The 26,675-nt window shown below is 32.0% G+C and carries 24 protein-coding genes and 2 riboswitches; of the genes, 17 read left to right on the plus strand and 7 right to left on the minus strand.

What is annotated here, in order from left to right:
- Positions 1–31: 31 nt before the first annotated feature.
- Both N3C_RS03505 and N3C_RS03510 read right to left on the minus strand, forming a co-directional pair.
- Entirely contained in the window at positions 32–1,030 is a 999-nt protein-coding gene (locus tag N3C_RS03505; protein ID WP_074364693.1) for a CehA/McbA family metallohydrolase, read from the minus strand.
- Positions 1,031–1,101: 71 nt separating this feature from the next.
- The gene (locus tag N3C_RS03510; RefSeq protein WP_074364694.1) at positions 1,102–4,050 is read right to left on the minus strand and encodes a vitamin B12-dependent ribonucleotide reductase; all 2,949 of its coding nucleotides are present in this window, start codon (positions 4,048–4,050) and stop codon (positions 1,102–1,104) included.
- A 206-nt stretch (positions 4,051–4,256) separates the two neighbouring features.
- Here N3C_RS03510 and N3C_RS03515 point away from each other — a divergent pair, with 206 nt between their 5' ends.
- Positions 4,257–4,766 (plus strand): gamma carbonic anhydrase family protein, encoded by a 510-nt coding sequence (locus tag N3C_RS03515; protein ID WP_074364695.1) that lies wholly within the window; start codon positions 4,257–4,259, stop codon positions 4,764–4,766.
- A 27-nt stretch (positions 4,767–4,793) separates the two neighbouring features.
- On the plus strand, positions 4,794–5,276 hold the full coding sequence (locus tag N3C_RS03520) for a GAF domain-containing protein (RefSeq protein ID WP_143312588.1): 483 nt from the start codon (positions 4,794–4,796) through the stop codon (positions 5,274–5,276).
- A 67-nt stretch (positions 5,277–5,343) separates the two neighbouring features.
- Here N3C_RS03520 and N3C_RS03525 read toward each other — a convergent pair whose 3' ends face one another.
- The gene (locus N3C_RS03525) at positions 5,344–5,769 is read right to left on the minus strand and encodes a YaaR family protein (RefSeq protein WP_074364696.1); all 426 of its coding nucleotides are present in this window, start codon (positions 5,767–5,769) and stop codon (positions 5,344–5,346) included.
- Positions 5,770–6,114: 345 nt separating this feature from the next.
- On the opposite strand from N3C_RS03525, the gene N3C_RS03530 reads away from it, so the two are divergent.
- The 10 genes from N3C_RS03530 (at position 6,115) to ymfI (ending at position 17,927) form a co-directional block, all read left to right on the plus strand.
- A complete protein-coding gene (locus N3C_RS03530) occupies positions 6,115–6,546 on the plus strand; it encodes an NfeD family protein (protein WP_074364697.1) in 432 nt (143 codons plus the stop codon).
- A gap of 13 nt (positions 6,547–6,559) precedes the next feature.
- Complete coding sequence (locus N3C_RS03535) at positions 6,560–7,501, plus strand: SPFH domain-containing protein (protein ID WP_074364698.1); 942 nt, start codon at positions 6,560–6,562, stop codon at positions 7,499–7,501.
- Positions 7,502–7,608: 107 nt separating this feature from the next.
- Positions 7,609–7,708: riboswitch (purine riboswitch) on the plus strand.
- Between the two features lie 82 nt (positions 7,709–7,790).
- Complete coding sequence (locus tag N3C_RS03540) at positions 7,791–11,561, plus strand: phosphoribosylformylglycinamidine synthase (protein ID WP_074364699.1); 3,771 nt, start codon at positions 7,791–7,793, stop codon at positions 11,559–11,561.
- 11 nt (positions 11,562–11,572) lie between these two features.
- Positions 11,573–12,052 (plus strand): 5-(carboxyamino)imidazole ribonucleotide mutase, encoded by a 480-nt coding sequence (purE, locus tag N3C_RS03545; RefSeq protein WP_074364700.1) that lies wholly within the window; start codon positions 11,573–11,575, stop codon positions 12,050–12,052.
- On the plus strand, positions 12,052–12,762 hold the full coding sequence (gene purC / locus N3C_RS03550; protein WP_074364701.1) for a phosphoribosylaminoimidazolesuccinocarboxamide synthase: 711 nt from the start codon (positions 12,052–12,054) through the stop codon (positions 12,760–12,762). Before purE ends, purC begins: the two co-directional genes overlap by 1 nt.
- Before the next feature lie 16 nt (positions 12,763–12,778).
- Complete coding sequence (gene purF, locus N3C_RS03555) at positions 12,779–14,185, plus strand: amidophosphoribosyltransferase (protein WP_074364702.1); 1,407 nt, start codon at positions 12,779–12,781, stop codon at positions 14,183–14,185.
- A gap of 8 nt (positions 14,186–14,193) precedes the next feature.
- The gene (purM, locus tag N3C_RS03560) at positions 14,194–15,192 is read left to right on the plus strand and encodes a phosphoribosylformylglycinamidine cyclo-ligase (protein WP_074364703.1); all 999 of its coding nucleotides are present in this window, start codon (positions 14,194–14,196) and stop codon (positions 15,190–15,192) included.
- Complete coding sequence (gene purN / locus N3C_RS03565; protein WP_074364704.1) at positions 15,180–15,788, plus strand: phosphoribosylglycinamide formyltransferase; 609 nt, start codon at positions 15,180–15,182, stop codon at positions 15,786–15,788. The genes purM and purN overlap by 13 nt, the downstream gene beginning before the upstream one ends.
- 74 nt (positions 15,789–15,862) lie before the next feature.
- Positions 15,863–17,113 carry a phosphoribosylamine--glycine ligase gene (purD, locus tag N3C_RS03570; protein WP_074364705.1) on the plus strand — a complete coding sequence of 417 codons (1,251 nt, stop codon included), beginning with the start codon at positions 15,863–15,865 and terminating at the stop codon, positions 17,111–17,113.
- A 73-nt stretch (positions 17,114–17,186) separates the two neighbouring features.
- Positions 17,187–17,927, plus strand: a complete 741-nt coding sequence (gene ymfI, locus N3C_RS03575; RefSeq protein ID WP_074364706.1) for an elongation factor P 5-aminopentanone reductase — start codon at positions 17,187–17,189, stop codon at positions 17,925–17,927.
- 47 nt (positions 17,928–17,974) lie between these two features.
- On the opposite strand, the gene N3C_RS03580 is transcribed toward ymfI, so the two are convergent.
- Together N3C_RS03580 and N3C_RS03585 are read right to left on the minus strand one after the other, a co-directional pair.
- Entirely contained in the window at positions 17,975–19,474 is a 1,500-nt protein-coding gene (locus N3C_RS03580) for a sensor histidine kinase (protein ID WP_074364707.1), read from the minus strand.
- Positions 19,471–20,151, minus strand: coding sequence for a response regulator transcription factor (locus tag N3C_RS03585; RefSeq protein ID WP_074364708.1), 681 nt, complete (start codon positions 20,149–20,151; stop codon positions 19,471–19,473). Before N3C_RS03585 ends, N3C_RS03580 begins: the two co-directional genes overlap by 4 nt.
- 208 nt (positions 20,152–20,359) lie before the next feature.
- On the opposite strand from N3C_RS03585, the gene N3C_RS03590 reads away from it, so the two are divergent.
- Positions 20,360–20,857: a hypothetical protein gene (locus N3C_RS03590; RefSeq protein ID WP_074364709.1), complete on the plus strand. Its 498-nt coding sequence runs from the start codon at positions 20,360–20,362 to the stop codon at positions 20,855–20,857.
- A gap of 42 nt (positions 20,858–20,899) precedes the next feature.
- Positions 20,900–22,060, plus strand: a complete 1,161-nt coding sequence (locus N3C_RS03595) for an aminotransferase class V-fold PLP-dependent enzyme (protein WP_074364710.1) — start codon at positions 20,900–20,902, stop codon at positions 22,058–22,060.
- Between the two features lie 32 nt (positions 22,061–22,092).
- On the opposite strand, the gene N3C_RS03600 is transcribed toward N3C_RS03595, so the two are convergent.
- Positions 22,093–22,446, minus strand: coding sequence for a hypothetical protein (locus N3C_RS03600; RefSeq protein ID WP_074364711.1), 354 nt, complete (start codon positions 22,444–22,446; stop codon positions 22,093–22,095).
- A gap of 157 nt (positions 22,447–22,603) precedes the next feature.
- Between N3C_RS03600 and N3C_RS03605 the strand changes: the two genes are divergently transcribed.
- Positions 22,604–23,227 (plus strand): SOS response-associated peptidase family protein, encoded by a 624-nt coding sequence (locus N3C_RS03605; protein WP_074364712.1) that lies wholly within the window; start codon positions 22,604–22,606, stop codon positions 23,225–23,227.
- 14 nt (positions 23,228–23,241) lie between these two features.
- Here the strand turns inward: N3C_RS03605 and N3C_RS03610 are convergent, their stop codons facing one another.
- Entirely contained in the window at positions 23,242–23,523 is a 282-nt protein-coding gene (locus tag N3C_RS03610) for a DUF503 domain-containing protein (protein WP_074364713.1), read from the minus strand.
- 187 nt (positions 23,524–23,710) lie between these two features.
- A riboswitch (purine riboswitch) is annotated at positions 23,711–23,812 on the plus strand.
- 101 nt (positions 23,813–23,913) lie between these two features.
- Between N3C_RS03610 and N3C_RS03615 the strand changes: the two genes are divergently transcribed.
- Together N3C_RS03615 and aroF are read left to right on the plus strand one after the other, a co-directional pair.
- The gene (locus N3C_RS03615) at positions 23,914–25,278 is read left to right on the plus strand and encodes an NCS2 family permease (protein WP_074364714.1); all 1,365 of its coding nucleotides are present in this window, start codon (positions 23,914–23,916) and stop codon (positions 25,276–25,278) included.
- A gap of 377 nt (positions 25,279–25,655) precedes the next feature.
- Positions 25,656–26,675 carry a 3-deoxy-7-phosphoheptulonate synthase gene (gene aroF, locus N3C_RS03620; protein ID WP_074364715.1) on the plus strand — a complete coding sequence of 340 codons (1,020 nt, stop codon included), beginning with the start codon at positions 25,656–25,658 and terminating at the stop codon, positions 26,673–26,675.

Here is a 26,675-nt window from a genome sequence, read left to right on the forward strand (position 1 = left end):
TTTTTATATAAAATTATAGATAATAGCTGTCTTAAACACGGATGTAAATCGGGGAAGTAATTGCCTCAAGATTATTTTCTAACAGCACATTAGCTACATACCAGGTATTTATATTAGGGCAGTCTATTGAAAAAATTAGATTTAAAGTGTGCTTTGGAATGTCTGCAATCTTTTCATTGACTATAAAACTATCTTTAGTAATTATTTTAATAGCTTTCACTAAATATTTATCATCAGTAGCTATTATTTTAAAGTTTAATTTATTACAATCTTTGCTACTTATGGTATCACCGACTATAGCTTGATTTACGGAGAAATAAATTTTTAAAGTTTTTGATTCTGTAGAATAGGTTCGACCTTTACCATAGCACTCTAATAAGGACTTGCAATTTAACTTTTTTAAAAATACAGCAGTAAGGTTTTCTGCATCTCCCCAGTTTTTTCTATGATTATCCTGTCCGTTTATAGCTGCTAGTTTCCATCCTAAATCTAATAGCTTAAAATATTGATGATAATATCTTCTATATTTATGGGGAGGAGATCCATTTCCTACTTCTATACACCTAATAACTTTATTTAAATTCAACTTTTTTTTGATCTTATCTACATAGGAACCTGGATGATTAATAATGCCTATTCCTTTATTATCTTTAATCCATGTTTCAATATCCTTAACACTAATTTTTTCACTTATACATTCCTTTGTACCAATAATATTAATGTCAAGCTTAGGATAAAGTTTATATTCGAATCCCATGATAGTTAAAAACTTTTTATACTTCTTATTTAATTTATATATTTGATCTTTTTGAAACTTCCAATAAGATTTGTCTTTTTTATAACTTTTATTTAAATATACATTGTGATCCGTAATTATTAAATAATCTAAATTATTTTTTATAGCATGCTCAACCGCTTCCTTTGTAGAACCTCTGCCAGTAGATATAGAAGTATGACAATGGGGAATGCCATAAAATATCTTATAATTGCTATAAGGATTTTTGCTATTTTTTCTCTTTTTGGAACACACTGAATTATCTCCTAATATTACTTATATAATATATAATACAAAAAAAGGCGACTAAAAGTCACCTTTTTTTATTAGCTGCATCCAGTAGTAGTGCCACAATCTAAGCAAACCATACAAGTACCATTTCGAACCATTCTAGTACTGGAGCAATTTTTGCAGATAGTTCCATAAACACGTTCAGCTTTCTCTACATTCACTGTAGGATATTCTATTTCTACATGTTTAGGTTTTACTTGACATCTTGAATAATCATTAAGTTCAATATCAATAATTTTGCTTATTAAATCTGATATAGAAGTTACATGTTTAATATAGGGATGTTTTTGAACAAAACCATAAGGTTCATATTTTTGTCCTCTCAACATTCTAGCAATATCCTGTGGTGGAACATGGTATTGAAGCATAACTGAAATTGACTTAGATAAAGAATTTAATAATCCGGTAATTATAGTTCCTTCTCTATCGGTAGTTATATATATTTCGCAAATTCTTCCATCTTCATCTCTATTAACAGTAGTATAGATCTTTACATCATCTATTTGAGCAGGATGAGTTGTTCCAGTGCGTATACCTTCAGGTTTATGTCTTTTTGTATATACGGAATTCTCTTGTAAGTTCTTTGCATACTTAAGTAGAGCATCATAAGTTAAGCTTTCCAAATTTACTTCTTTACCTTCTTCTAAGGATGTATTTAAAGGTTGACTTGCTTTAGAAGAATCACGATATAAAGTTATACCTTTTATACCTAATTTCCATGAATCTAAAACAACTTTTTTAAAATCTTCTACTGTAGCATCCTTAGGTAGGTTTACAGTTTTAGATATAGCTCCGGAAATTACAGGGGTTAATGCTGCTACCATTTTAACATGACCTTCTGCTTTTATATACCTAGATCCTGTACCACACTTATTAGCTGTATCAAAAATTGCCAAATGTTCCTCTTTCAAATGAGGTGCACCTTCGATTTTTCCATCAACAATCTTTTCATATTCTATAGAACCATTCTTCACCTTTTCACTTCTAAGAACATAATCTAAGATATCTTTAATCTGTTCTGCTGAATAACCAAGATTTTTTAAAGCTATTTCTATAACTGGGTTAATAACAGTCATGAAACCACCGCCAGATAGTTTCTTATATACAATGTGACTAAAGAAAGGTTCAATAGAAGTTGCTCCGCAATCCATTGCAAAGGAAATAGTACCTGTTGGCGCTATTACAGATACTTGAGCGTTTCTATAACCATTTTCCTCACCAGCTTTTAGGGCGCTTAACCAGGTTTTCTTTACTCTTTCACTTAAATCACCTAAATTACATTTGATCAAAGTTTCATGATTAATCTCTACAGGTCTATAATTTAAACCCTCATAATCATTTTTTAGAGCGCCAGAAACTCTACAATGGTTTCTAATAACCTTAAGCATATGTTCTTTATTAGTTTCAAACTTTTCAAAAGGACCTACTTTCTTAGCCATCATTGAAGAAACTAAATAGGATTGAGCTGTTAACAATGAAACTAATCCAGCAGCTAAATTTCTTGCTTCCTCTGAGTCATAGGGGTAGCCCATAACCATAAATAAAGAAGCGATATTAGAAATTCCTAATCCAGTGGTTCTAAATAAATAAGTTTTCCTTGCTATATCCTCAGTAGGAAATTGTCCAAAATGAATGGAAGCTTCTAAAATTAACTGTACTAAGGAAACTATATGAATATATCCATCTAAGTCAAAGTTTTTAGTTTCGTTATCATAAAATTTATAAACATTTATAGATGCTAAGTTACAGGATGTATCGTCTAAAAAAGCATATTCGCCGCAAGGGTTTGTAGAATTTATTCTATTATAAGGAGCATTATAGACTCCATCTTCACCATTGGGACATGTATGCCAAGCATTAAAGGTATCGTTGAACTGAGGTGCTGGATCAGCACATTCCCAAGCTGCTTGATTAAATTTATCCCAAAGATCTTTAACTTTAACCCTTCTATTTACAGAGGAATCCACACGTCCTTTTAATTCTATAGTAGCATCCGGATACTTATCTAAATTCATAACTTTTTTCATGAATTCATCGCTAAATCTTATGGAATTATTGCTATTTTGACCGGATACTGTTTGATAGGCTTCTCCATCTATATCAGTATCGTATCCCATTTTACCAAGAGCTCTAACTTTTGCTTCTTCTTTTGACTTCCAGGTAATAAATTCTTCAATTTCTGGGTGATCAATATCTAGGCAAACCATCTTTGCTGCACGTCTTGTTGTACCACCAGATTTAATAGCTCCAGCATTTCTATCTAAACCTTTTAAAAAGCTCATAAGTCCAGAAGAAACGCCACCACCAGACAATCTTTCTCCAACGGATCTTATAGAAGAGAAATTAGTTCCTGTTCCAGAACCACCTTTAAAGAGTTTAGTTTCTGTAACATACTGCTCTGTAATAGAATGTTTTCCCAAAAGCTTATCTTCAATGGACAATATAAAACATGCGGAGGCTTGAGTTCTTGAATAAGCATCCTTGGATTTAACTACCTTTTTCTTTTCAGGATCATAATAGTATGTATCATTAGATTCACCAGCTATACCATAGGCTAAATTTAATCCTGTATTAAACCATTGAGGAGAATTTGGTGCATACATTTGAGCCAATAGGGCATATACCATTTCATCATAAAATATAGCTTCCTCTTCTTTGGTTTCTATAAGTCCTTCATCTATTAACGCAGCGCACCAAAATTTAACCATTCTGTGAGCTAGTTGCCTCATACTATTTTCATAACCAACCTCATTAGGAACACCAGCTTTTCTAAAATATTTTGATGCGATTATATCACAGGCATTTTGAGAATAATGCTCTGGAAATTCTAAATCCTTCATATCCACAATGACTCTTCCGGTTTTATGGTCCTTTAATAATACATCGACCTTTTTCCACTTAAATAAATCATATACAGTAATAGATTTATTTTTTTCTAGTTCTTTAGTATAATATCTAGTAAGAAAATCTTTTATACTACTCATGCTACACCTCCATACATATTAACTCAATATATAGTGTTAGAGTTTCATAAAAAACACCATATATTGTGTGCACCTATTTATTATAGTTTATTTTTTTTATAATTACAATCTTTCTTTGAAGAAAGAGAGGAATACTTTTTTACATATAAGAAAAAACTTAAGATGAAATTATGCCGCAATAATTGGGATGCAAGGAGAGAATATAAATGTTACATGATTTTAATAATATTAATCCTGAGCTAGGTGAAAAAGTTTTTATGGCGGAAGGATGTCACATTATAGGAAAAGTTACTATAGAAGAAAAAAGTAGCATATGGTTTGGAGCGGTATTAAGAGGTGATGATAATTACATTAAAGTAGGAAAGGGAACTAACATACAAGACAATGTTGTCATTCATGTTTCAAGAGATACTAATCCAACTATTATTGGGAATTATGTTACCGTTGGACATAGTGCAATTATTCATGGAGCAACTATTGGAGATAACTGCCTAATTGGTATGGGATCCATTATAATGGATGGCTGTGTAATAGGAAAAAATACTATAATTGGAGCAGGATCTTTAGTAACAGGAGATAAGAAGATACCAGAAGGAGTATTGTGTTTAGGTTCTCCTGCTAAAGTAGTACGAAAATTAAGCGAAAATGAAATAAAAAAAATAAATGAATCTGCAGAACATTATATTAAGCTTGCAGAGACATATTACAATAAATAATATAATATAGAAAAATGGAGTGATATTGTGATTAACATTGAGCAATTTAATAATTTATCCTTAGAAGAAGGATATAAATTAATGCACTTATTAGTAGAAAGTCAACTGACAACGGAAAAGGATTTTATTGCAAATTTAAGTAATATCTCTGCAATTTTAAAATCCGGCCTACAAGATATCAACTGGGTTGGATTTTATTTGTATAAAGAAAATCAATTAGTACTAGGACCCTTCCAAGGGTTACCTGCCTGTTGTAGAATAGATATAGGAAGCGGTGTTTGTGGAAAGGCAGCTTTACTAAGAAAAACTTTAAGAGTAGATAATGTTCATAATTTTGATGGTCATATTGCCTGTGATAACGCTTCTAATTCAGAAATAGTTATTCCTTTAATTAAAGGAGATAGCCTAATAGGTGTATTAGACATAGATAGTCCAAAATATAATCGTTTTTCAGAGTTGGACCAAGTGTTTTTGGAAAATATAGCAGAATGTATAGTTAATTATATTTAAAAAGGATCACACTTAAAAGGAGTGATCCTTACTGTATATCAGTAGCCACAAATTAAATAATGGCGCTTTATCTATAAATATCCACAATTAAACCAGAAATTTCATCAATTGTACTAGCCACAGCTAAGTTGTCTACTTCCTCTTTTAACAAAAGGGCCGTTAATTCTTCTAATTTTTGATCAATGGTATCTACGGTTATGAAGTACTGGGTTTGCCAAAAACTAATATCCTTTCGAACATTATACATATGCTGTAATACAGAATTTAAATATTCTTTAATGAGATTTTTATAGGCTTTTACATCAGCATAACATTTTGTGACTACAAGTCTTGCGCCTTTCTTCTTAATTTCTTCTTGCATTTTTTTTAGTTCTTGTTCGCTTCTCTTTTCTCTGGCAAAATTAAAACTCTGAGAAAAATCTTTTTTAAATTCTATATTTTTCTTTTCTTCAGAGACTAGAGGAGACTTTCTTCCAACTCTATTTATTTCCATTATATATCACCTCTGTTATACATTCTTTACTATTTACAATCGAAGCTACAAAATTATAAACATTCAAAATAATTATACCTTGCAAAATGATTTTAGACAATAAATAGATCTAAAGAAAAAGTAGATAATAAAAAGTTAAAAGGTATAAATAACCTTAATAAAATTTATACAATACCTTTACAAGTGGTAATATAATATGTATAATATAATTATAATGAATGTATATTTACAGTTAAGTTTAAGTATTACATTGGTATATACTAATACTAGTCCTTCTTAAAAAGTTGTATAATATAACTAGAGAAGTAATTTAACTGTTTTTATAACATTGAAAGGAGGGGGAAAATGAATAGTTACTTAATTTTATGGATTATTGTAGGGCTTGTATTTTTAGTAGTAGATTTAGTTACTAGTGCTTTTTTGTTCATCTGGTTTTCAATTGGTGCTATAGTAGCAGTAATAGCTAATTTATTAGGTTTCACACTTGTAGTACAAGCATTAAGCTTTGTATTAGTTAGCGCACTATTTACAGCTGTTGGTTATCCGTTAATGAAAAATACTATTAAAAAAACTGTAGCGCCTACACCTACCACTGAAGAAGGATATATAGGTAGAGAGTTTACTATTGAGGAAGACATAAATGAAAAAGCTACTATTAAATTTGACGGAATCTATTGGACTTTTAAGAATGAAGGAGAACCTATAAAGAAAGGTGATAGAATAAAAATTGTAGGCATTGAAGGCAATAAATTATTAGTAAAAAAATATAAATTGTAGGAGGTAAATTATTATGGAATTTGTAATTGGTATTGTATTGGTAATTGTTTTGATTGCTATTATTTCATCTATAAAAATTGTTAATACCGGTTATGTTTATATTCTTGAAAGATTAGGTCAGTTCTATAAGGTGTTGGAACCAGGATGGCATTTTACTATACCTTTTGTTGATTATGTGAAGAGAAAGATCTCTACAAAACAACAAATACTAGATATTGAACCGCAAAGTGTTATTACTAAGGATAATGTAAAGATTTCAATAGATAATGTAATATTCTATAAAGTAATGAATCCAAAGGATGCAGTGTACAATATAGAGAATTACGTACATGGTATCATATACTCAACTATCACTAATATGAGAAATATTGTTGGTGATATGACTTTAGACGAAGTTTTGTCAGGTAGAGACAAAATAAATTCAAAACTTCTTCAAATAATTGACGAAATCACAGATGCTTACGGAATAAAAATTTTATCTGTAGAAATAAAAAATATTATGCCTCCTGCTGAAATACAGAATGCTATGGAAAAGCAAATGAAGGCAGAAAGAGATAAAAGAGCTGCTATTTTACAAGCGGAAGGTCAAAAACAAGCTCAAATTGAAAGAGCAGAAGGTGAAAAGCAAGCTAAAATACTTGCAGCTGAAGCGGAAAAAGAAGCTAATATAAGAAGAGCAGAAGGTCTTAGAGAATCTCAATTACTTGAAGCAGAAGGTAAAGCTAAAGCTATTGAAATTATAGCTCAAGCAGAAGCGGATGCTATAGCAAAAGTCAATAAAGCTATATTAGAATCTGGTACTAATGAAACAGTAATTGCATTAAAACAGGTAGAAGCTTTAACAGAAATGTCTAAGAATCCTGCTAACAAATTAATATTACCTAATGAGACTATTTCATCTTTAGGTAGTATAGCAGCGGTTGCAGAAATGTTAAAAAAGGATAAAAACGTATAATAAACTTGATAAAACGATTTATTGTTCATGATAATACGAACGATAAATCGTTTTTTTATTTTATCATTGACTATTTTGCTTTATAGTGATACAATGTAATAAAAGCTGATAAATTTAATAAATTTATCCATATAATCCTGATAATATGGTTCGGGAGTTTCTACAGAAAGCCATAAACTTTCTACTATGGGTAAATCCTTGGGTAGTATTATACATATACTCCTCTTTTTGTTGACCGCAGGATTTACTCATTTCTGTGGTTTTATTATTTTTTAGGAGGTTCTATTATATGCAACAAAAAGTATACCGTGTATTGGTAGAAAAAAAGCCGGAATATAACGTAGAAGGAATGCATCTATTAAACGATTTAAAAACTAATTTGCACTTAGATAACATACTTGATTTGCGTATAGTAAATCGATATGATATTTCTGGCTTAACGGAAGAAGAATTTGAATACTCTATAAAGACAATTTTTTCAGAAGCGACAGTTGATACTGTTTATAAAGAGAACATACCTCTTCAAGATAATGAAGTAGCCTTTGCCATAGAGTTTTTGCCTGGTCAGTATGATCAAAGAGCAGATTCTGCAATGGAATGTCTACAACTTATCTATAAAAAGAAAGCTATCGTTAGAAGTTCTAAATTAATCATTCTTAAAGGTTCCCTAAGTAAAGAAGATATTGAGAAGGTAAAACATTATTGCATAAATCCTGTGGATACTAGGGAAGCAAGCCTTGACAATTACATATCACTAATAGATTCCTATGAAACCCCCAGTATGGTTGATATTATAGAAGGATTTATTAATCTTGATGAAGATGAATTATATAAGCTCTACAATAATCTTAATTTAGCAATGACCACTGATGATTTTAAATTAATCCAAGACTACTTTAAAAAAGAAGAAGGTAGAGACCCAAGTATAACTGAAATTAGAGTGCTAGATACTTATTGGTCTGATCATTGTAGACATACTACCTTCCTTACAGAAATAAAGGACGTGAAAATAGAGGAAGGAAAGTTCAACTACTGCATTAATGAAGCTTTCAATGAATATAAAGAAGGTCGTAGTAAAATATACAGAGATAAAGAAAGGGCTATAAGCTTAATGGACATAGCTTTGATGGCTATGAAAGAGTTAAAAAGTCAAGGAAAACTAAAAGATTTAGATGAATCTGAAGAAATTAACGCTTGTAGTATAAAGGTTCCTGTTGTAGTTGATGGAAAAGAAGAACAGTGGTTACTTATGTTTAAAAACGAAACTCACAATCATCCTACAGAAATCGAACCTTTTGGTGGTGCTGCTACATGTTTAGGTGGAGCTATAAGAGATCCTCTATCGGGAAGATCTTACGTTTACCAAGCAATGAGAGTTACAGGTAGTGGTGATCCTAGAACTAGCATTCAAGATACCTTACCCGGTAAACTTCCTCAAAGAAAGATTACTACAGAAGCTGCTCATGGTTATAGTTCCTACGGTAACCAAATAGGTTTGGCAACAGGTATGGTAGCTGAAATATATGATGAAGGTTATGTAGCTAAAAGAATGGAAATTGGTGCAGTTATAGGAGCTGCTCCAGAATCAAATGTAGTTAGAATTAAACCTGCAGCTGGAGATAAGGTAATTCTTTTAGGTGGAAGAACAGGAAGAGATGGATGTGGTGGTGCTACTGGTTCTTCCAAAAAGCATACAGAGGAATCTATTGAAAGCTGCGGAGCAGAAGTTCAAAAAGGAAATCCTCCTACTGAAAGAAAAATTCAAAGACTTTTTAGAAATCCAGAAGTAACAAGGTTAATAAAGAAATGTAATGATTTTGGTGCCGGTGGTGTTTCTGTTGCTATAGGAGAGTTAGCAGAAGGACTAATTATAAATTTAGATATGGTTCCAAAAAAATACGAAGGTTTAGATGGTACAGAGTTAGCTATATCTGAATCTCAAGAACGAATGGCAGTAGTGGTTGCTGCAGAAGATGTTGATACTTTCATTAAATTAGCCAATGAGGAAAACTTGGAAGCAACGGTAGTAGCAGAAGTAACAGACAATAGAAGATTAATAATGGAGTGGAAGGATAAAAAAATCGTTGATATAAGTAGAGATTTCCTAGACACCAATGGAGCTAAAGCAAAAACTGAGGTTGAAGTAGAAAAGGTTGAAGATTTAGAGAAAATATTTACAAATGAAAGTAGTGGAAAAGACTTAGAAGAAAAATGGTATAACAGATTATCCGATTTGAATGTATGTAGTCAAAAGGGATTAATAGAGCGTTTTGATAGCACCATTGGAACAGGAACGGTATTGATGCCTTTAGGCGGAAAGTATCAATTAACCCCAGCAGAAGCTATGGTTTCTAAGCTACCAGTATTGTCCGGTGAAACTACAACCGCATCTATTATGTCTTATGGTTTCAATCCTGCTATAGCTAATGTTAGCCCCTTTCATGGTGCACTATACGCAGTGATAGAATCTGTTGCAAAGGTTGTGGCAGTAGGCGGGGATTATTCTAAAATAAAGTTAACTTTTCAAGAATATTTCCACAAACTTGGACAAGATCCTAAACGATGGGGAAGACCTTTTTCCGCTTTACTAGGGGCATATTATGCACAAAAAAGACTTGATATAGCTTCTATAGGTGGAAAGGATAGTATGTCTGGAAGCTTTAATGATTTAGACGTTCCTCCTACCTTAGTTTCCTTTGCAGTGGATGTTATAAAGGACTGCAGCAATATAGTATCCTCTGAATTTAAATCCTATGGATCGAAGGTAATTTTAATAAAAACTACGATTAAAGAGGATTATATACCGGACTTTAATAATTTAATAAGTAATTTTGCTTTGATAAAAGAACTTAATTTTAAGGGAGCAATAAAATCATGTTCTACTATCAAAAATGGCGGTATTTGTGAAGCCATAAGCAAAATGTGCTTTGGTAATAAAATTGGATTTACATTCCAGAATCCAACAGATGAAAAAGAGCTATTTTCTCTTCAATATGGCTCTTTCATTATAGAAGTAGACAATAACTTCAATGAAAAGTTACTTCTTAAAGATACTAATTATAAACTTTTAGGCTTTACTGAAGATACAAAAGAAATAAAAGTAAATAATGTTAATTTATCTTTAGATGCTTTGATTGATCAATGGGTAAAGCCTTTAGATTCAACCTTCCCTGCTGAAGTTGAAGAGGAAAGAAAAATATATGAAGAGAGATTATATGAAAGAGATACATTTACAAATTGTAATGTGAATTTTAAGAATGCTAGTCCTAAGATCTTTATACCAGTATTCCCTGGTACAAACTGTGAGTATGATTCTGCAAGGGCCTTTGAAAAGGCTGGAGGCAGACCAGTTATTCAAGTTTTTAGAAATCTGTCTTATAAAGATATAGAAGATTCTGTAGCTGCTATGGAAAGGGAAATTAGAGATTCACAAATTATTATGTTTCCTGGTGGTTTCAGTGCAGGAGATGAGCCTGATGGTTCTGGTAAATTTATAGCTAACGCCTTTAGAAATCCTAGGTTGAAAGATGCGGTTATGGACCTACTTTATAACCGTGACGGATTAATCTTAGGAATTTGCAACGGATTCCAAACTTTAATTAAGCTAGGTCTCTTGCCTTACGGTGAAATTAGAGAAATTGATGAGAATTGTCCAACTTTGACATACAACAAAATAGGCAGACACGTTTCTACAATGGTTAACACTAAGGTAGTATCAAATTTATCACCATGGTTTAGTAGTGTAAAAGTAGGTGATATTTATACAATACCGGTATCCCATGGAGAAGGAAGATTTGTGGCAAAGGAAGAGCTTATAGAAGAATTGTTTAGAAACGGTCAGGTAGCTACACAATATGTAGATCTTGAAGGAAATGCTGTAAGTTACATGCCATACAATCCTAATGGTTCAATGTATGCTATTGAAGGTATAACCAGTGCAGATGGAAGAATATTAGGAAAGATGGGTCACAGTGAGCGTATAGGTGAAAACCTATATAAAAATATTATAGGAAATATTGATCAAAAGATTTTTGAATCTGGAGTTAAATATTTTAAATAATGGAGGTAAATATGAAGGTAGCAATAATTTTTGGAAGTAAATCAGACAAAGATATAATGAAAGGAGCGGCACAGGCATTAAAGGAATTTGACATTGAATATAAGGCCTATATTTTATCTGCTCATAGAGTTCCTGAGAAACTATTAGAAGTTATCAAGGAAGTTGAAGGGGCAGGCTGCCAATGTATTATTGCTGGAGCAGGCTTAGCTGCTCATCTTCCAGGAGTAATAGCATCTCATACTACTTTACCGGTGATTGGAGTACCTATAAACGCTGCAGTAAATGGACTAGATTCACTATTATCTATTGTACAAATGCCAAAATCAATTCCAGTAGCCACTGTAGGTATAAATAATAGCTACAATGCAGGATTACTGGCAGTACAAATGCTAGCTATTGGAGATGCAGAGCTTGCTGAGAAATTGAAAAAATATAGAAAAGAAATGAAAGAAAAATTTATAAATGAAAATAATCAGGGGGTAGAATTTTAATGTGCAAGAAAGAAATGATGTATGAAGGTAAGGCAAAAATGGTTTTTTATACCGATAAGGAAGATGAAGTAATTGTTTATTATAAGGATGATGCCACTGCATTTAATGGTGAAAAGAAGGGACAAATAGGAGATAAAGGTGTAATGAATAACAGTATTACATCTATGATCTTTGAATTATTAGAGAAAAATGGTATTAAAACACATTTTATTAAAAAGATTAATGACAGAGAGCAACTTTGTAAAAAAGTTGAAATAGTTCCACTGGAAGTTATAGTTAGAAATGTTGCCGCAGGAAGCATGGCAAAAAGATTAGGTTTAGAAGAAGGTACACAATTAAATACTACAATTTATGAAATATGCTATAAAAACGATGATTTGGGAGATCCACTAATAAACGATTATCATGCAGTTGCTATAGGACTAACAACCTTTGAAGAGCTAGAAAAAATTTATGCCATCACTAGGAAAGTTAATGAAATCCTAAAGGAATTTTTCTTAAAGCAAGGAATCAAATTAATAGATTTTAAATTAGAGTTTGGTAGATATAAAGGAGACATTATTTTAGCAGATGAAATATCTCCAGATACTTGTAGATTTTGGGATGCAGAAACAAATGAAAAGCTGGATAAAGACAGATTTAGAAGAAATATGGGTAATGTAGAAGAAGCCTATAAGGAAATATTGAATAGAATTTCTAATTCAAAATAATGAAAGGATTTTAAGTATGTATTGTGTAGATGAAGATAAATTAAAAGATGAATGTGGAGTCTTTGGTATATATTCTAACGAAGGACTAGATACAGCAGCCTTAACTTATTACGGCCTTTATGCTCTACAGCATAGGGGTCAAGAAAGTGCTGGTATAGCAGTATCTAATGGTGACCAAATTCAAGTATATAAGGATATGGGTCTTGTCTGTGATATCTTTGATGAAGCTTCTTTGAGTAAACTAAAAGGGAAAGCTGCTATAGGCCATGTTAGATATTCAACCACTGGGTCTAGCAACCCTTCTAATGCTCAACCTCTTATCTCACAATTTAAACTTGGCTCACTAGCTATTGCCCATAATGGAAATCTTGTAAATGCAGATGTAATAAGGGAACTTTTAGAGGATGCAGGATGTATATTCCATACTTCCGTAGATACGGAGGTAGTTCTTAATTTAATTGCTAGGGGAGCAAGTAAGGGCATAGAAAATGCCGTATTTGATGCTATTCAAGCAATTAAAGGTTCATTCTCTATAGTAATGTTAGTTAAGGATAAGCTAATTGGCGTTAGAGATCCTAATGGTATAAGACCTTTATGTATAGGTAAATTAAGCAACAGCTATATACTCTGTTCTGAAAGCTGTGCCCTTGATGCTATAGGAGCTGATTTTGTAAGAGATGTAAATCCAGGTGAAATAGTAATAGTTGATGATAATGGTATTAAGTCTATAAATCCTGGGGAAAGAACTAAGTGTGCCACTTGCGCCTTCGAGTATATATATTTTGCAAGACCAGATAGTATCATTGATGGTATTAATGTTTATGAGGCAAGATTTAATGCTGGAAAAATTTTATATGAAGAATGTCCAGTAGATGCAGATGTGGTGGTAGGAGTTCCGGATTCTGGAATGGCTGCTGCTGCTGGCTACGCAGAAGCATCAGGCATACCCTTTGATATGGGGTTTGTAAAAAATAGGTATGTTGGACGAAGCTTTATTGCTCCAACACAGGATTTGAGAGAAAAAGCAGTAGCAATTAAGCTAAATCCTTTAAAGGTAAATATTCAAGGTAAAAGGGTTGTACTAATTGACGACTCAATTATAAGAGGAACTACTAGCAGAAGACTAGTAGACCTTCTAAGAAAGGCTGGAGCTACAGAGGTTCATTTTAGAGTATCTTCACCGGTTGTAAAATATCCTTGCTATTTTGGAATAGACATGCCATACAGAAAAGAACTAATTGGGGCTAATTGTACTATAGAAGAAATTAGGCAAGAAATTGGTGCAGACACTTTACAGTATATTAGTATCGAAGGACTTTTAAAAAGTTTCCAAAAGCATCAAAAGTTCTGTCTTGGTTGCTTTAATGGTGAATATCCAATATCCACGCCTATAGAAACCCAAAAAGAAAGATTAGAAAGGTAGGTATTTGAATGATTACTTATAAGGATTCCGGTGTAAATATTGAAGAAGGCTACAGGTCTGTGAGTTTGATAAAGGAACACACCGCAAAAACTATGCAACCTTTTGTACTAAACTACATTGGCAGCTTTGCTGGTATGGTAGAAATTCCTGAAGGCTATAAAAAACCAGTTTTAGTTTCAGGTACCGATGGTGTAGGAACAAAATTAGACATAGCATTCAGAATGAAAAAATATGATACGGTAGGAATAGATTGCGTGGCAATGTGTGTTAATGATATATTATGCCACGGTGCAAAGCCCTTATTCTTTTTAGATTACATTAGCTGTGGTAAATTAGAAGCGGAAGTCGCTGCAGATTTAGTTAAGGGTATTGCAGAAGGTTGTATACAAGCGAATTGTTCCTTAATAGGTGGCGAAACCGCTGAAATGCCTGGCTTTTATCCAGAAGGAGAATATGATCTAGCGGGATTTGCTGTAGGAATTGTGGAAAAAGATAAAATAGTTGATGGAAGTAATATAAAAGATGGGGATGTTCTCATTGGAATAGCTTCCTCAGGTATTCACAGTAACGGTTATTCCTTGATTAGAAAAATTATTCCTCAATTAGATATGCCTTTTAACGGTCAAGCAATAGGAGAAACTCTTCTAACTCCAACAAAAATATATGTTAGACCTGTTTTAGAATTGCTAAAGAAATTTAATATCAAAGGTATGGCACATATAACCGGTGGTGGATTTATAGAAAATATTCCAAGAATGTTCAAAGATAAATTTACTGCAGAAATAAATTCTAAAGCTTACCCTTTGCCTGATATATTTAATTATATTAACTCATTAGGAGTTGATATAAATCATATGTATAACACCTTCAACATGGGAATAGGATTTGTTTTATGTGTGGCACCACAGGATGCAGATTCTATAGTTAAAGCTCTAATATCTATGGGTGAACATGCTTACAAAATAGGTACAGTAATTGCTGGAGGTGAAGGTGTTTGCATAAAATAGCAGTGCTCATTTCTGGTAGCGGTACAAATTTACAAGCTATTATTGATAATGTTGAAAGCGGAAAATTAAACTGCAGTATAGAATATGTTATCAGCGATAAAGCAGATGTATATGGGCTAAAAAGAGCTGAAGAAAAAGGTATCAAAACTTATGTTCTGGAGAAAAAGGTGTATAAATCAAAATTGTCCGATGCTATTTTAGAAATCGTGGACAATAAGGTGGATTTTATAGTTTTAGCAGGGTTTTTGTCTATTTTACAGGGAGAGATCTTGGAAAAGTTTAATAATCGTATTATTAATGTCCACCCATCTTTAATACCTAGCTTTTGTGGTTCAGGAATGTACGGCATTAAGGTTCATGAAAGTGTAATAAAATCAGGAGTAAAAGTATCAGGTTGTACCGTTCACTTTGTTGATAAGGGAACAGATACAGGGCCAATTATACTTCAAAAGGTTGTTCCAGTTTATTTTGAGGATGATGCTGAAAGTTTGCAAAAAAGAGTTTTAGAACAAGAGCATATAGCTCTTCCAGAGGCATTAGCATTGATTATACAAGGTAAAGTATCCGTTGTAGATAAAAGAGTAAAGATTAGTTAGCATAAATGCTAAACTAAAGTAAATATATAGCTTATATAGGTATAATACCTTCTAAAATTGAGAGAGGTGTTTTTATGAAAGTTTTAGTTGTAGGTTCCGGCGGCAGAGAACATGCTATAGCCTGGAAAATAAGTCAAAATAGTAATGTAGAAACAGTGTACTGTGCTCCAGGTAATGGAGCTACCCATATGGAAAATAAGTGTGTAAATGTTAATATCAATACTATAGAAGAATTAAAAAACTTTGCCCTTAAAGAAAATATAGCTTTAACGGTAGTCGGTCCAGAAGAGCCTCTTACAAAGGGAATTACAGATGTTTTTAAGGCAGAAGGCTTAAAGATTTTTGGTCCATCACAGGAAGCTGCAAAACTAGAAGGTAGTAAAATATTCGCTAAAAACTTTATGAAAAAATATGGAGTTAAAACTGCAGAATATGAAGTATTCACAGATTATGAATCTGCATCAAAGTATGTAAAGACCTGTAGATATCCTGTTGTTATAAAAGCAGACGGTTTAGCAGCGGGCAAAGGTGTAGTAATATGCAAGAATGAGGATGAAGCAATAAAAGTTCTTGAAGACTTTATGCTAAAAGATGCCTTTAACGGTTCTGGTAAAAGGGTTGTAATGGAAGAATATTTAGAAGGAGTAGAAGCTTCCATATTAACTATTACCGATGGAGAAGTAATCATACCTTTCATTTCAGCTAAGGATCATAAGCAAATATTTGATAAAAATCTTGGACCTAATACAGGAGGTATGGGAGTAATATCACCAAATCCTTACTGCTCAGAGGAAGTTCTTGAAAGCTTTAAAAAGGATATAATGCTTCCTACTTTAAAAGGAATTCAAGAAGAAAAATTAGATTACATAGGAATAATCTTCTTCGGTATTATGATTACAAAAAATGGTGTCTATAATTTAGAATATAATGTAAGAATGGGAGATCCTGAAACTCAGGCAGTGCTGCCATTAATGGAAAGCGATTTACTAGACTTAATAAATAGTGCAATTAATAAAGATTTGAAAAATTATAATATACAGTGGAAAAAGGCGCATAGCTGTTGTGTAGTTGCAGCCTCCGAAGGATACCCAGGAAGCTATGAAAAAGGCTTCCCTATTGAAATTAATCCTTTATATGAAAGTAAAGTTTTTGGAGCAGGGGTAGCTGAAAAAGATTCAAAATTATATACTTCTGGTGGAAGAGTACTAGCTGTCACTAGTATTGGTGACGGTTTAGAAGAGGCTATTGAAAAGGCCTATAGAGATATTAAAAATGTGAACTTTAAAGGAATCTACTACAGAAAAGATATAGGTACTCTTTATTAAATTAAACCTTCTTTATTCCCTTGTTTTTTAATAGTATAATAATCATTGAAATTTATAACAAGGGGAGAAAAAAATGAATTTAAGCGGAAAAGTAGCTATAATAACCGGTGGTTCACGGGGCATTGGTAGAGCTATAGCAATCACACTTTCTAAATATGGGGCTAGTGTTGTTATTAGCTATTCAAAGGATGAAGAGGGGGCAAAAGATACATTAAATTTTATAAATAATAATGGCGGTTATTGTCTGGCTAAGCGATTTGATGTTAGCAGTTTTACAGAATGTAGTAAAGCTGTACAGTCTGTTATTGATACCTTTGGTAAAGTTGATATACTAGTAAACAACGCGGGTATATCTAATATCGGATTATTTATAGATGCGGATGAAGCTCTTTGGAATAGATTGATTGATGTTAATATTAAAGGAGTATTTAACATGAGCAAATGTGTGCTTAGCAGTATGCTAAAAAATCATAGCGGAAGCATCCTTAATATTTCATCAATATGGGGGGTTAATGGGGCTTCCTGCGAAAGCATCTATTCAGCTACAAAAGGGGCTATTAATTCTTTTACTAAAGCTTTGGCTAAAGAAATGGGGCCTTCAGGTATAAGAGTGAATGCTATTGCCCCTGGAGTTATAAATACTGGTATGAATAGCTGGATGTCTCCAGAAGAAGAGGAGGAGCTTACAAACTCTATACCTATGGGCTGTTTTGGTACACCAAGTGACGTTGGAGAGTTAGCAGCCTTTCTATGTAGCGAAAAGGCTAAATATATTAACGGACAAACTGTCATAGTAGATGGGGGCTTATTATAAATAAAAAGAAGGAAGAAGGATTTTTGTTATTCTTCTTCCTTTTTTTATTAATTATCATTATTTACTTTTTTCAAAGTAAAAAAGAAACATACTCCAAGATCTGTGTTCCTTACTCCAAAAGTGCTATTGTGCATCAATAAAATATTTTTCACTATAGATAAACCTAAACCAATACCACCGGCAACTCTATTTCTAGATTTATCTGCCTTGTAAAATCTATCCCATATGTATTCCAAGTCGCTTTCGCTTAAATGATCACCTTGATTTTCCACTTCTACCTTGCAAATTTGTCCTTCATCAATGATTTTAATATTTATTATCCCAGTCTCAGGAGTGTGCCTTATAGCATTAGTTAAAAAATTAGTTATAACTTGTTCAATTCTTAAGAAATCACCGTTAACACAAAGATCCTTAGTTAAAAATTCCTGGACTTTAATCTTTTTTTGAAGAAAAAATTGCTTGTGTTTGTTAATACATTTTTGCATCAACTCATCTATGTAAAAAGGCTCCGGTTCCATAGTAAAATTACCACTCTCTAGTTGAGCTAAATCAAGCATATCAGACACTAAAGCATTCATTTTTGCAGCTTCATCTACTATAACATTTAAGTAAAATTCTCTAGAATCTTCATCAGCTATATTATCTTTCAAACCTTCTGCATAACCGGAGATGATAGATATAGGTGTTCTAAGTTCATGGGATACTCCTGCCACAAATTCCTTTCTCATTTTATCTAACTTTCTTTCTTTTTCTATATCTTGTTCTAACTTTATATTTTTTTGCTGTAACTCAGTTAAAGCACTATTTAATCTGTGACTTAAAAAGTTCAAGGTTCTAGCTAAATTACCTAGTTCATCATCGCTATTAACATCACATTCTTGTGAAAAATCCATTTCACTAATTCGTTTTGCACTATTGTTTAACTTAACCAAAGGCTTGGTTATCATGTTAGCGTAAATTAAGGATAGAATAATTGCTATTACTACTGCCCCTATAAATATGTAGATGTAGAATTCTTTTATTATATCAGAAGCTTCTTCAATTGGTTGCAGGGAAGTAACTGCTAAAATAATATTGTAATCTTTTTGATTACTGGTAGGAGATATACAGACTATATTATTAATATCAAAGTCAGGATTATAATAAATTGATGTCTGTGTTTTTTTAAGTTGTAAGATTTCATTAAAAGCATCTAAATTTGCTATCCATTCTTTAAAAATTCTATTTATAGTATTATTTTTACTAGACTCCTCGTCAATTTTACTATCTCCAATAAACTTAACCTTACCAGAAGAATCTATAATAACAATTTTCGCATTGTTGCTTTCCTCAAATTGTCGCATTAAAAGAGACAAATTTGCATCATTTACATAACTTTGGCTATATACAGCACTAAATCTTTCTATATTTTTCTCAAAACGTCTAATTTTTCTCTTAACATAGAAATTTTCAAAGGAAAGGCTCTGAAAATAAATTATAGCAGATATAAACAAAATTAAAATTACAGAGGTTATTAAAAAGAGTTTTTTCCACAACTTATTTTTCACTTTTGCACCTCAAATCTATAACCGCTACCTCTTATTGTAGTTATAAGGTAAGCCTTATCTTTTAATTTTTCTCTCAATCTTTTTATATTAGTGTCTACAGTTCTTGTATCTCCATAATAGTCCGTACCCCAAACATTATCTAATATTTGATTTCTAGTCAAAGCTATGCCGCTATTTTTGACTAAGTATAGCAATAATTCATATTCTTTTGGAGATAGTATAATTTCTTCTCCATCCACTGTAACCCTATGGGATAGTTCGTCTATATACAAGCCGTTTATATCCACACCTGTAGAGTTACTGTCCTTAAAAGCATCAGATCTTTTTAATAGAACTTTTATTTTTGCTACTAAAATCTTAGGGCTAAAAGGTTTTGTTACGTAATCATCGGCCCCAAGATCGTAGCCTAATAATTTATCATCCTCTTCGGAGCGAGCAGTGAGAATAATAATAGGTACATCTGATGTTTTTCTTATAGTTTTGCATACTTCCCAACCATCCATAAAGGGCATCATAATATCAAGAACAACTAAATCAACTTTTTCTTTATTAAAAATATCTAATGCTTCAATGCCGTTTGAAGCTTCTAAATACTTAAAGCCTTCTTTTTTTAAATAATCACCGATTAATATTCGCATTCTTTTTTCATCTTCTACTAATAAGATTGTTTTATCCATAACATCACCCCAAATTTCTATCTAATGTAAAATTATCACAAGACAAGATGTATTTCAAATGATTTATATTAATTATCTGATATAAAAATATTGACAGCATTAAAAGCTTCTATACATATATGATATACTAGTTTCATTGCTTGTATCAATTACCGATTTCCGTTAATAAACTATAGTAAAAGCTATAGATAAATGGAACGGTGAGGATATGGATAAAATAAGAAACTATTTTAAAAAAATTCACCGCATGAGCATAAATGAAATACACAACAATTTTCAATATCTGGGTGAAGGTATAAGCAGAATTGTATATGCTATTGATGATCATTGGGTAGTAAAGGTAGCAAAGGGTATGGAAGGCTTGTACCAAAATAAAGTTGAATTATATGTATATAAACATGCAGGATCTAGATTTAGAAAATATTTATGCCCAATAGTATGGTATAAGCCTGATATGATTTTCATGCCTAGAGCAATACCCTTATCTAAAATATACAAAGGTAAAAAGGTAAATCTTAAAACTATACGACCAGAAGCTAATGCTTATAAAGACCTATTGACTTTTATCGAAAAGTTTTATATGCTTTTCGAAGATATAGAAGCTACGAGTTCATGGGGATTACTTAATTTGGCGCCGGTACTAATTGATTATGGATGTACCGATGAAAAAGGCGATGCTTTTTACGATAGTATCCAGGTGCTTTAAGCACCTTTCTATTATAAATTAATATCCTATAGAGGTGAAATCATGAGAAAAGTCTATGCTGATAATGCTGCTACCACTTATCCAAAGCCTCAGCAAGTTGGAGAAAGCTTATTAAATTACATAAATAATATAGGTGTAAATCTAGCTAGAGGAAATTATGAAAATTCCTATTCTGCAGCCAGGGTGGTTTTTGAAACTAGAGAATTATTATGCGAACTATTTAATTTTAATGATCCTTTAAATGTAGTCTTTACTTCTAATATAACTGAAAGTTTAAATATAATAATAAAGGGATTTTTAAAAAATGGAGACCATGTGATTGTCAGTTCTATGGAACATAATGCAGTTATTAGGCCTCTCCATTCTGTTTCAAAAAATGGTGTAGAATGTAGTGTGCTTCCTTGCGATAAACAGGGAAAGTTAGCAGTGGAACTAGTTGAAAAATCTATCAAAACTAATACAAAATTGGTTTTAGTAAATCATGTTTCAAATGTTTTTGGTACTATACAAAACATACAAGAAATAAGTGATCTTTGTAGAAAGAAGAATATACACTTTATTATTGACAGTGCTCAAAGCGCAGGAGTTTTACCTATTGATTTTCAAAAGTTGAATTTAAGTGCTTTACCTTTTACCGGTCATAAGGGATTACTAGGACCTCAAGGCACTGGAGGAATCCTTTTTAGGGAAGATTTTGCTCCATTAGTTAATCCCTTTAGAGAAGGAGGTACTGGAAGCTTTTCAGAACAGGAATTTCAGCCAGAAATAATGCCGGACAAATTTGAAAGTGGTACTTTAAATATTCCAGGAATTTATGGATTAAACGCCGGGATAAAATACATTAAAGAGATTGGTTTAAAGGCTATATGGGAACATGAACAGGAATTAAGTAAGTTATTTTTAGAGAATGTTCTAAATATTGATGGTGTTACTCTTCATGGAATAAATTCTCTACAAGATAGGGTTGCTGTATTTTCTATAACTATTGATAATTTAAACAGTGCCGAAGCAGGGTACTTATTAGATAAGGAATTTGGTATAATGACCAGAACCGGTATTCATTGTTCTCCCTTAGCTCATAAAACTATGGGAACCTTTCCTGAAGGTACTATACGTTTTAGCTTCGGTTTATTTAATACTAAAGAAGATATTCATTATATATCAAAGGCTCTTCAACAACTTTCTAGAAAAAAATCTTATTAACAACGAAAGCTCGGCATAACCGAGCTTATTATTTATGTTAAATTATCTAACTGTTCTTTCCTGTGTCTTTGCTTTTCTATAGTATTTTCTAAGGTCTCGCTGTCCATATGGTCCTTATTGTGCTCCAAATATCCCTCAGTGTATTCTATGTTTCTTTTCAAGTTTTCTACTTCATTAGTATCATTATCTCCATAAGCTATGATATTTTTCAAATTATCAATTTCTTCCTCTCTTTTTCTTTGAACTTCCTCTGCATTTTCTAAGTTACCAGGATCAGATATATCACTGTGTTGCTCTAAGTGTCTTTCAGTTCTAGTATGTTTTTCAACTAAATTTATTAACTGATCAACTCTATTAGCCTGTTCTTCTTTTTGTCTTTCATTCATTATTATGCACCTCCTTAAACTGTTCATTATTAGTTTGTCATGATAGGAGTTATAAATTCATTGAAAATTAATGTTATAATCATAAATAATGGTTTTAAAATTAAAATTAGTAATAGAAACTATAAATGCGTTTCAATAATAATAAGGAGTGGATGATATGTGTGGCAGATATTTGCTAGCAATGGAAATAGATGAAGTAGTTAAAAGTTATAATATAAAAGAAAAGATCCTTGATAGTATAGAAACCGGTGAAAAATTTCCTGGTACTAATATTCCTATTATTTTAATGAAAAAAGGCGAAACTCTACTAAAAAACACTTTTTGGGGAATAAAGTATTTGAATAAAAATATAATAAATGCTAGATTTGAGACTGTAGAAGAAAAGCCTTTATTCAAAGGGCTTTTAGAATATAAAAGATGCATAATTCCTGCTAGTTCATATTTTGAATGGCAGCAGAAGGGAAAAGTTAAAGAAAAAATAGAGATATCAGTTAAGGGTAATGACTTCATATCTTTAGCTGGCATTTATGGCAATTTCAAAGACATAAATAATAATCTATATGAGGCTGTAGTTATATTAACTGTACCGGCGGCAGAGGATATTAGAAACATACATCCAAGAATGCCTTTAATTATAAAGAAGGAAATGATAAATTACTGGTTAGATACAACTATAAGTAAGATTGACAAAGCTTTAATTCTTGAAAAACATTATAGTCAGTATTTTGCTAAAAACAGTTGTGAAAATATGGAGCAATTAAGCTTTTCAGAAATACTATAGGGAAGTCAAATTCTCTATAGTATTTCTGTTTCTATATTAGTTATATATGCTTCTGTGATATTTTCTATATAATTTATTACTTTTTGGATAACACTATCACCATGAGCAGAGGAATTACTAACATTAGCTATTCCCAAAACTATTGAATTATGTAGATCTAAATCTTCAACTTCACTTATTGAAACGTTAAATTTACCAGAAACCTTATCAATAATCTTATTAACTACCATCCTCTTTTCTTTTAAAGAATGACACCAGTCTGCTCTTAAATTAATTTTAGCAGTAGCAATTACCATAAGATACCTCCCTAACTATAATAAAAATATATATAGATAGTATATACATTTTAGTGATTAAAAACTAGATATACAGAAATAACGAACATTAAAATAAAATAAAAAAATATTGTTTTGACATATACAAATGAATTGACAATCTTACTTGATTTTGATAATATAAAGTCATCAAGAGAATATTCTCGAATTTTAGGTAAAATTTAAAGCTCATATATTTTCGAAAATACGGTTCGAAAGTTTCTACAAAGCAACCTTAAATTGCTTTACTATGAGTGAATATGCTGTTTTTATTAAGTTAATAGACTATATGTCTATTATGTCAACTTGATTAAAAGCACATAATTCCACTTATAGGATTATGTGCTTATTTTTAATAGAGGGGGATAACAAATGAGTAACTTTTTCAAATTGGAAGAAAATAATACCACTGTCAAAACGGAAATAATAGCAGGTATTACTACATTTGTAACAATGGCCTATATTATTTTCGTTAATCCACAAACCTTAGCGGAAGCAGGTATGGATAAGGGTGCTGTATTTGTAGCTACCATTATATCAGCAGTTATCGGTACACTTATAATGGCCTTTGTAGCCAATGTTCCTTTTGCACAAGCAGCAGGTATGGGACTTAATACTTTCTTCACTTATTCTGTTGTAATTGCAAATAATTTAACATGGCAACAAGGGTTAGCTTGTGTTTTCATATGCGGACTTATTAATATTTTGATTACAGCTACAAAAGTTAGAACTATGATTATAAATGCTATACCAGAATCACTGCAAAATGCTATTGGAGCAGGTATTGGACTTTTCATAACGATTATAGGTTTGATTAATGGTGGAATAATAGAACAAGGTGGAGCCTTCATAAAACTTGGAGATTTAAGCCAACCAGGCCCATTCTTAGCAATAATCGGATTAGTTATTACAGTAGTATTGGTAGTAAAAAATGTTACTGGAGCAATATTAATTGGTATATTATCCACTACAGTAATTGGAATTCTTGGGAAAACAGTACTTGGAATTGACTTTCCTGTAAGTTTACCTGAAACTTGGAGTTTATCTTCTTTTGTATCTACTCCTCCAAGCTTAAAGTCAACTTTATTACAATTAGATCTTAAAGGTTTATTTGCAAGCAATTTAGGAATTACATCTATAATTGCAATTATAGTTTCCTTCAGCTTTGTTGATACTTTCGACAGTATAGGAACCTTCATAGGTGCAAGTGCAAAGACAGGTATGTTCGACGAAAAAAATGATCCTCCAAAGGGAAATGGACGCTTCTCTAGAAAGATAGATAAGGCACTTTTTGCTGATGCTACTGCAACTTCCATTGGTGCATTACTTGGAACAAGCAATGTAACTACTTATGTAGAAAGTTCTGCTGGTATCAGTGTTGGAGGAAGAACTGGTTTAACTTCTGTAGTAACTGCTATATGCTTTTTACTAACATTATTTTTAGCACCAGTAGTAGGTTTAGTACCAAGCCAAGCTACTGCACCAGCTTTAATAGTTGTTGGAGTGCTTATGATGAGCTCTATTACAAAAATCAACTTTGATGATTTTGAAGAGGCAGCACCTGCTTTCTTAACAATTACTATGATGCCTTTTGCTTACAGTATTGCTGATGGTATAGCTTCCGGCTTTATATTCTACGTAATTGTTAAGGTTGCAAAAGGCAAATTTAAAGATATACATCCAATAATGGCTGTATTAGCAATTCTATTTATAATTAAATTTGCATTTAATATTTAAGAAACAGGCTTCCGGGCCTGTTTTTTTTAAGCTCTTTCACATAAATTATAGAAGTTTCATATTTTGGTATAAAAATATTATAATTTGAAAATAAATAAAGCATATTTTAACATAATTTGTATTGCATATTTAATTGTATAGTGGTATAATTATACAAAATTTATAAGGTTAATAGAAACATGAGGGATGTTATATGAAAACTATGACTAAACAGCAACAAGTAAACTTTATATATTATTTAAGCCAAAGCTATTATTATAACTTTGGTTACTTTTGCTGCATAAAATTTCATAGTTTTTAGATAAAATGGGTCCTTCATACATTTTTTAAAGACTCATTAGAGTCTTTTTTTATTATAAAAAGGAGGGGTATTTAACATGGTAATAATTATGAAAAAAGATGCTACAAAGGATGATATAAACAGAATTAAAAATAAGGTTGAGAAATTGGGGTGTATCGTTCATATAAGTGAAGGAGACAGTTGTTATATTATTGGTGCAGTAGGTGATACTAGTGCCATAGATGCAGGTGTATTTGAGTTGGAAAATTGCGTAGAAAAGGTAATGAGAGTGCAAAGTCCTTACAAAAGAGCTAGTAGAATGTTTAATCCATTAGATACAATCATTGATGTTAAAGGTAAAACAATAGGTGGAAATAAACTTGCTGTAATAGCTGGTCCATGTTCTGTTGAAAGCGAAGAACAACTTTTAACCATTGCTAAAGCTGTTAAAGAATCAGGAGCTACTTTTCTTCGTGGAGGCGCATATAAACCAAGAACTTCACCTTACAGCTTTCAGGGTTTAAAAGAAGAAGGACTTAAGCTTCTTAAGGAAGCTAGCAATATAACTGGACTACCAGTAGTAACAGAAATTATGGCTCCAAATCAAATAGAATCCGCCTTACCTTATGTTGATGTTATACAAATAGGTGCAAGAAATATGCAGAACTTTGATCTTCTTAAAGAGGTGGGGAAAACAGACAAGCCTGTATTGTTAAAGAGAGGTTTAAGTGCCACTATTGAAGAATTATTAATGTCAGCGGAATATATTATGGCAGAAGGTAATGAAAAAGTAATATTATGTGAAAGAGGAATCAGAACTTTCGAAACCTATACAAGAAATACTTTAGATATAAGTGCTGTACTGGCTATCAAAAAACTTAGCCACTTACCTGTAATTATAGATCCAAGCCATGCCAGTGGAAAATGGTGGATGGTAGAGCCTTTATCAAGGGCCGCTATAGCAGTTGGTGCTGACGGTATTGCTGTGGAAGTGCATCATGATCCTTCTAATGCCCTCAGTGATGGAGAGCAATCAATTAAACCAGAAAAATTTGCTGCTTTGATGGATTCAATTAGAGATTTGGCGAAAATTGTAAATAAGGAAATTCAGGAATAA

This window comes from Clostridium sp. N3C, assembly GCF_900095445.1.
In the GTDB taxonomy this organism is placed as follows: domain Bacteria; phylum Bacillota; class Clostridia; order Clostridiales; family Clostridiaceae; genus Clostridium_AU.

Bases quoted from the DNA above. Each gene is read 5' to 3' on its own strand.
- N3C_RS03525 (WP_074364696.1), bottom strand. From the start codon at position 5,769: ATGGAAATAAATAGAGTTGGAAGAAAGTCTCCTCTAGTCTCTGAAGAA.
- N3C_RS03610 (WP_074364713.1), bottom strand. From the start codon at position 23,523: ATGGTAATTGCTACTGCTAAAATTAATTTAAGAGCAGACTGGTGTCAT.
- purC (WP_074364701.1), top strand. From the start codon at position 12,052: ATGTGCAAGAAAGAAATGATGTATGAAGGTAAGGCAAAAATGGTTTTT.
- N3C_RS03605 (WP_074364712.1), top strand. From the start codon at position 22,604: ATGTGTGGCAGATATTTGCTAGCAATGGAAATAGATGAAGTAGTTAAA.
- N3C_RS03595 (WP_074364710.1), top strand. From the start codon at position 20,900: ATGAGAAAAGTCTATGCTGATAATGCTGCTACCACTTATCCAAAGCCT.
- N3C_RS03510 (WP_074364694.1), bottom strand. From the start codon at position 4,050: ATGAGTAGTATAAAAGATTTTCTTACTAGATATTATACTAAAGAACTA.
- N3C_RS03590 (WP_074364709.1), top strand. From the start codon at position 20,360: ATGGATAAAATAAGAAACTATTTTAAAAAAATTCACCGCATGAGCATA.
- purF (WP_074364702.1), top strand. From the start codon at position 12,779: ATGTATTGTGTAGATGAAGATAAATTAAAAGATGAATGTGGAGTCTTT.
- N3C_RS03530 (WP_074364697.1), top strand. From the start codon at position 6,115: ATGAATAGTTACTTAATTTTATGGATTATTGTAGGGCTTGTATTTTTA.
- N3C_RS03515 (WP_074364695.1), top strand. From the start codon at position 4,257: ATGTTACATGATTTTAATAATATTAATCCTGAGCTAGGTGAAAAAGTT.
- N3C_RS03540 (WP_074364699.1), top strand. From the start codon at position 7,791: ATGCAACAAAAAGTATACCGTGTATTGGTAGAAAAAAAGCCGGAATAT.
- N3C_RS03535 (WP_074364698.1), top strand. From the start codon at position 6,560: ATGGAATTTGTAATTGGTATTGTATTGGTAATTGTTTTGATTGCTATT.
- purD (WP_074364705.1), top strand. From the start codon at position 15,863: ATGAAAGTTTTAGTTGTAGGTTCCGGCGGCAGAGAACATGCTATAGCC.
- aroF (WP_074364715.1), top strand. From the start codon at position 25,656: ATGGTAATAATTATGAAAAAAGATGCTACAAAGGATGATATAAACAGA.
- purM (WP_074364703.1), top strand. From the start codon at position 14,194: ATGATTACTTATAAGGATTCCGGTGTAAATATTGAAGAAGGCTACAGG.
- purE (WP_074364700.1), top strand. From the start codon at position 11,573: ATGAAGGTAGCAATAATTTTTGGAAGTAAATCAGACAAAGATATAATG.
- ymfI (WP_074364706.1), top strand. From the start codon at position 17,187: ATGAATTTAAGCGGAAAAGTAGCTATAATAACCGGTGGTTCACGGGGC.
- N3C_RS03600 (WP_074364711.1), bottom strand. From the start codon at position 22,446: ATGAATGAAAGACAAAAAGAAGAACAGGCTAATAGAGTTGATCAGTTA.
- N3C_RS03615 (WP_074364714.1), top strand. From the start codon at position 23,914: ATGAGTAACTTTTTCAAATTGGAAGAAAATAATACCACTGTCAAAACG.
- N3C_RS03585 (WP_074364708.1), bottom strand. From the start codon at position 20,151: ATGGATAAAACAATCTTATTAGTAGAAGATGAAAAAAGAATGCGAATA.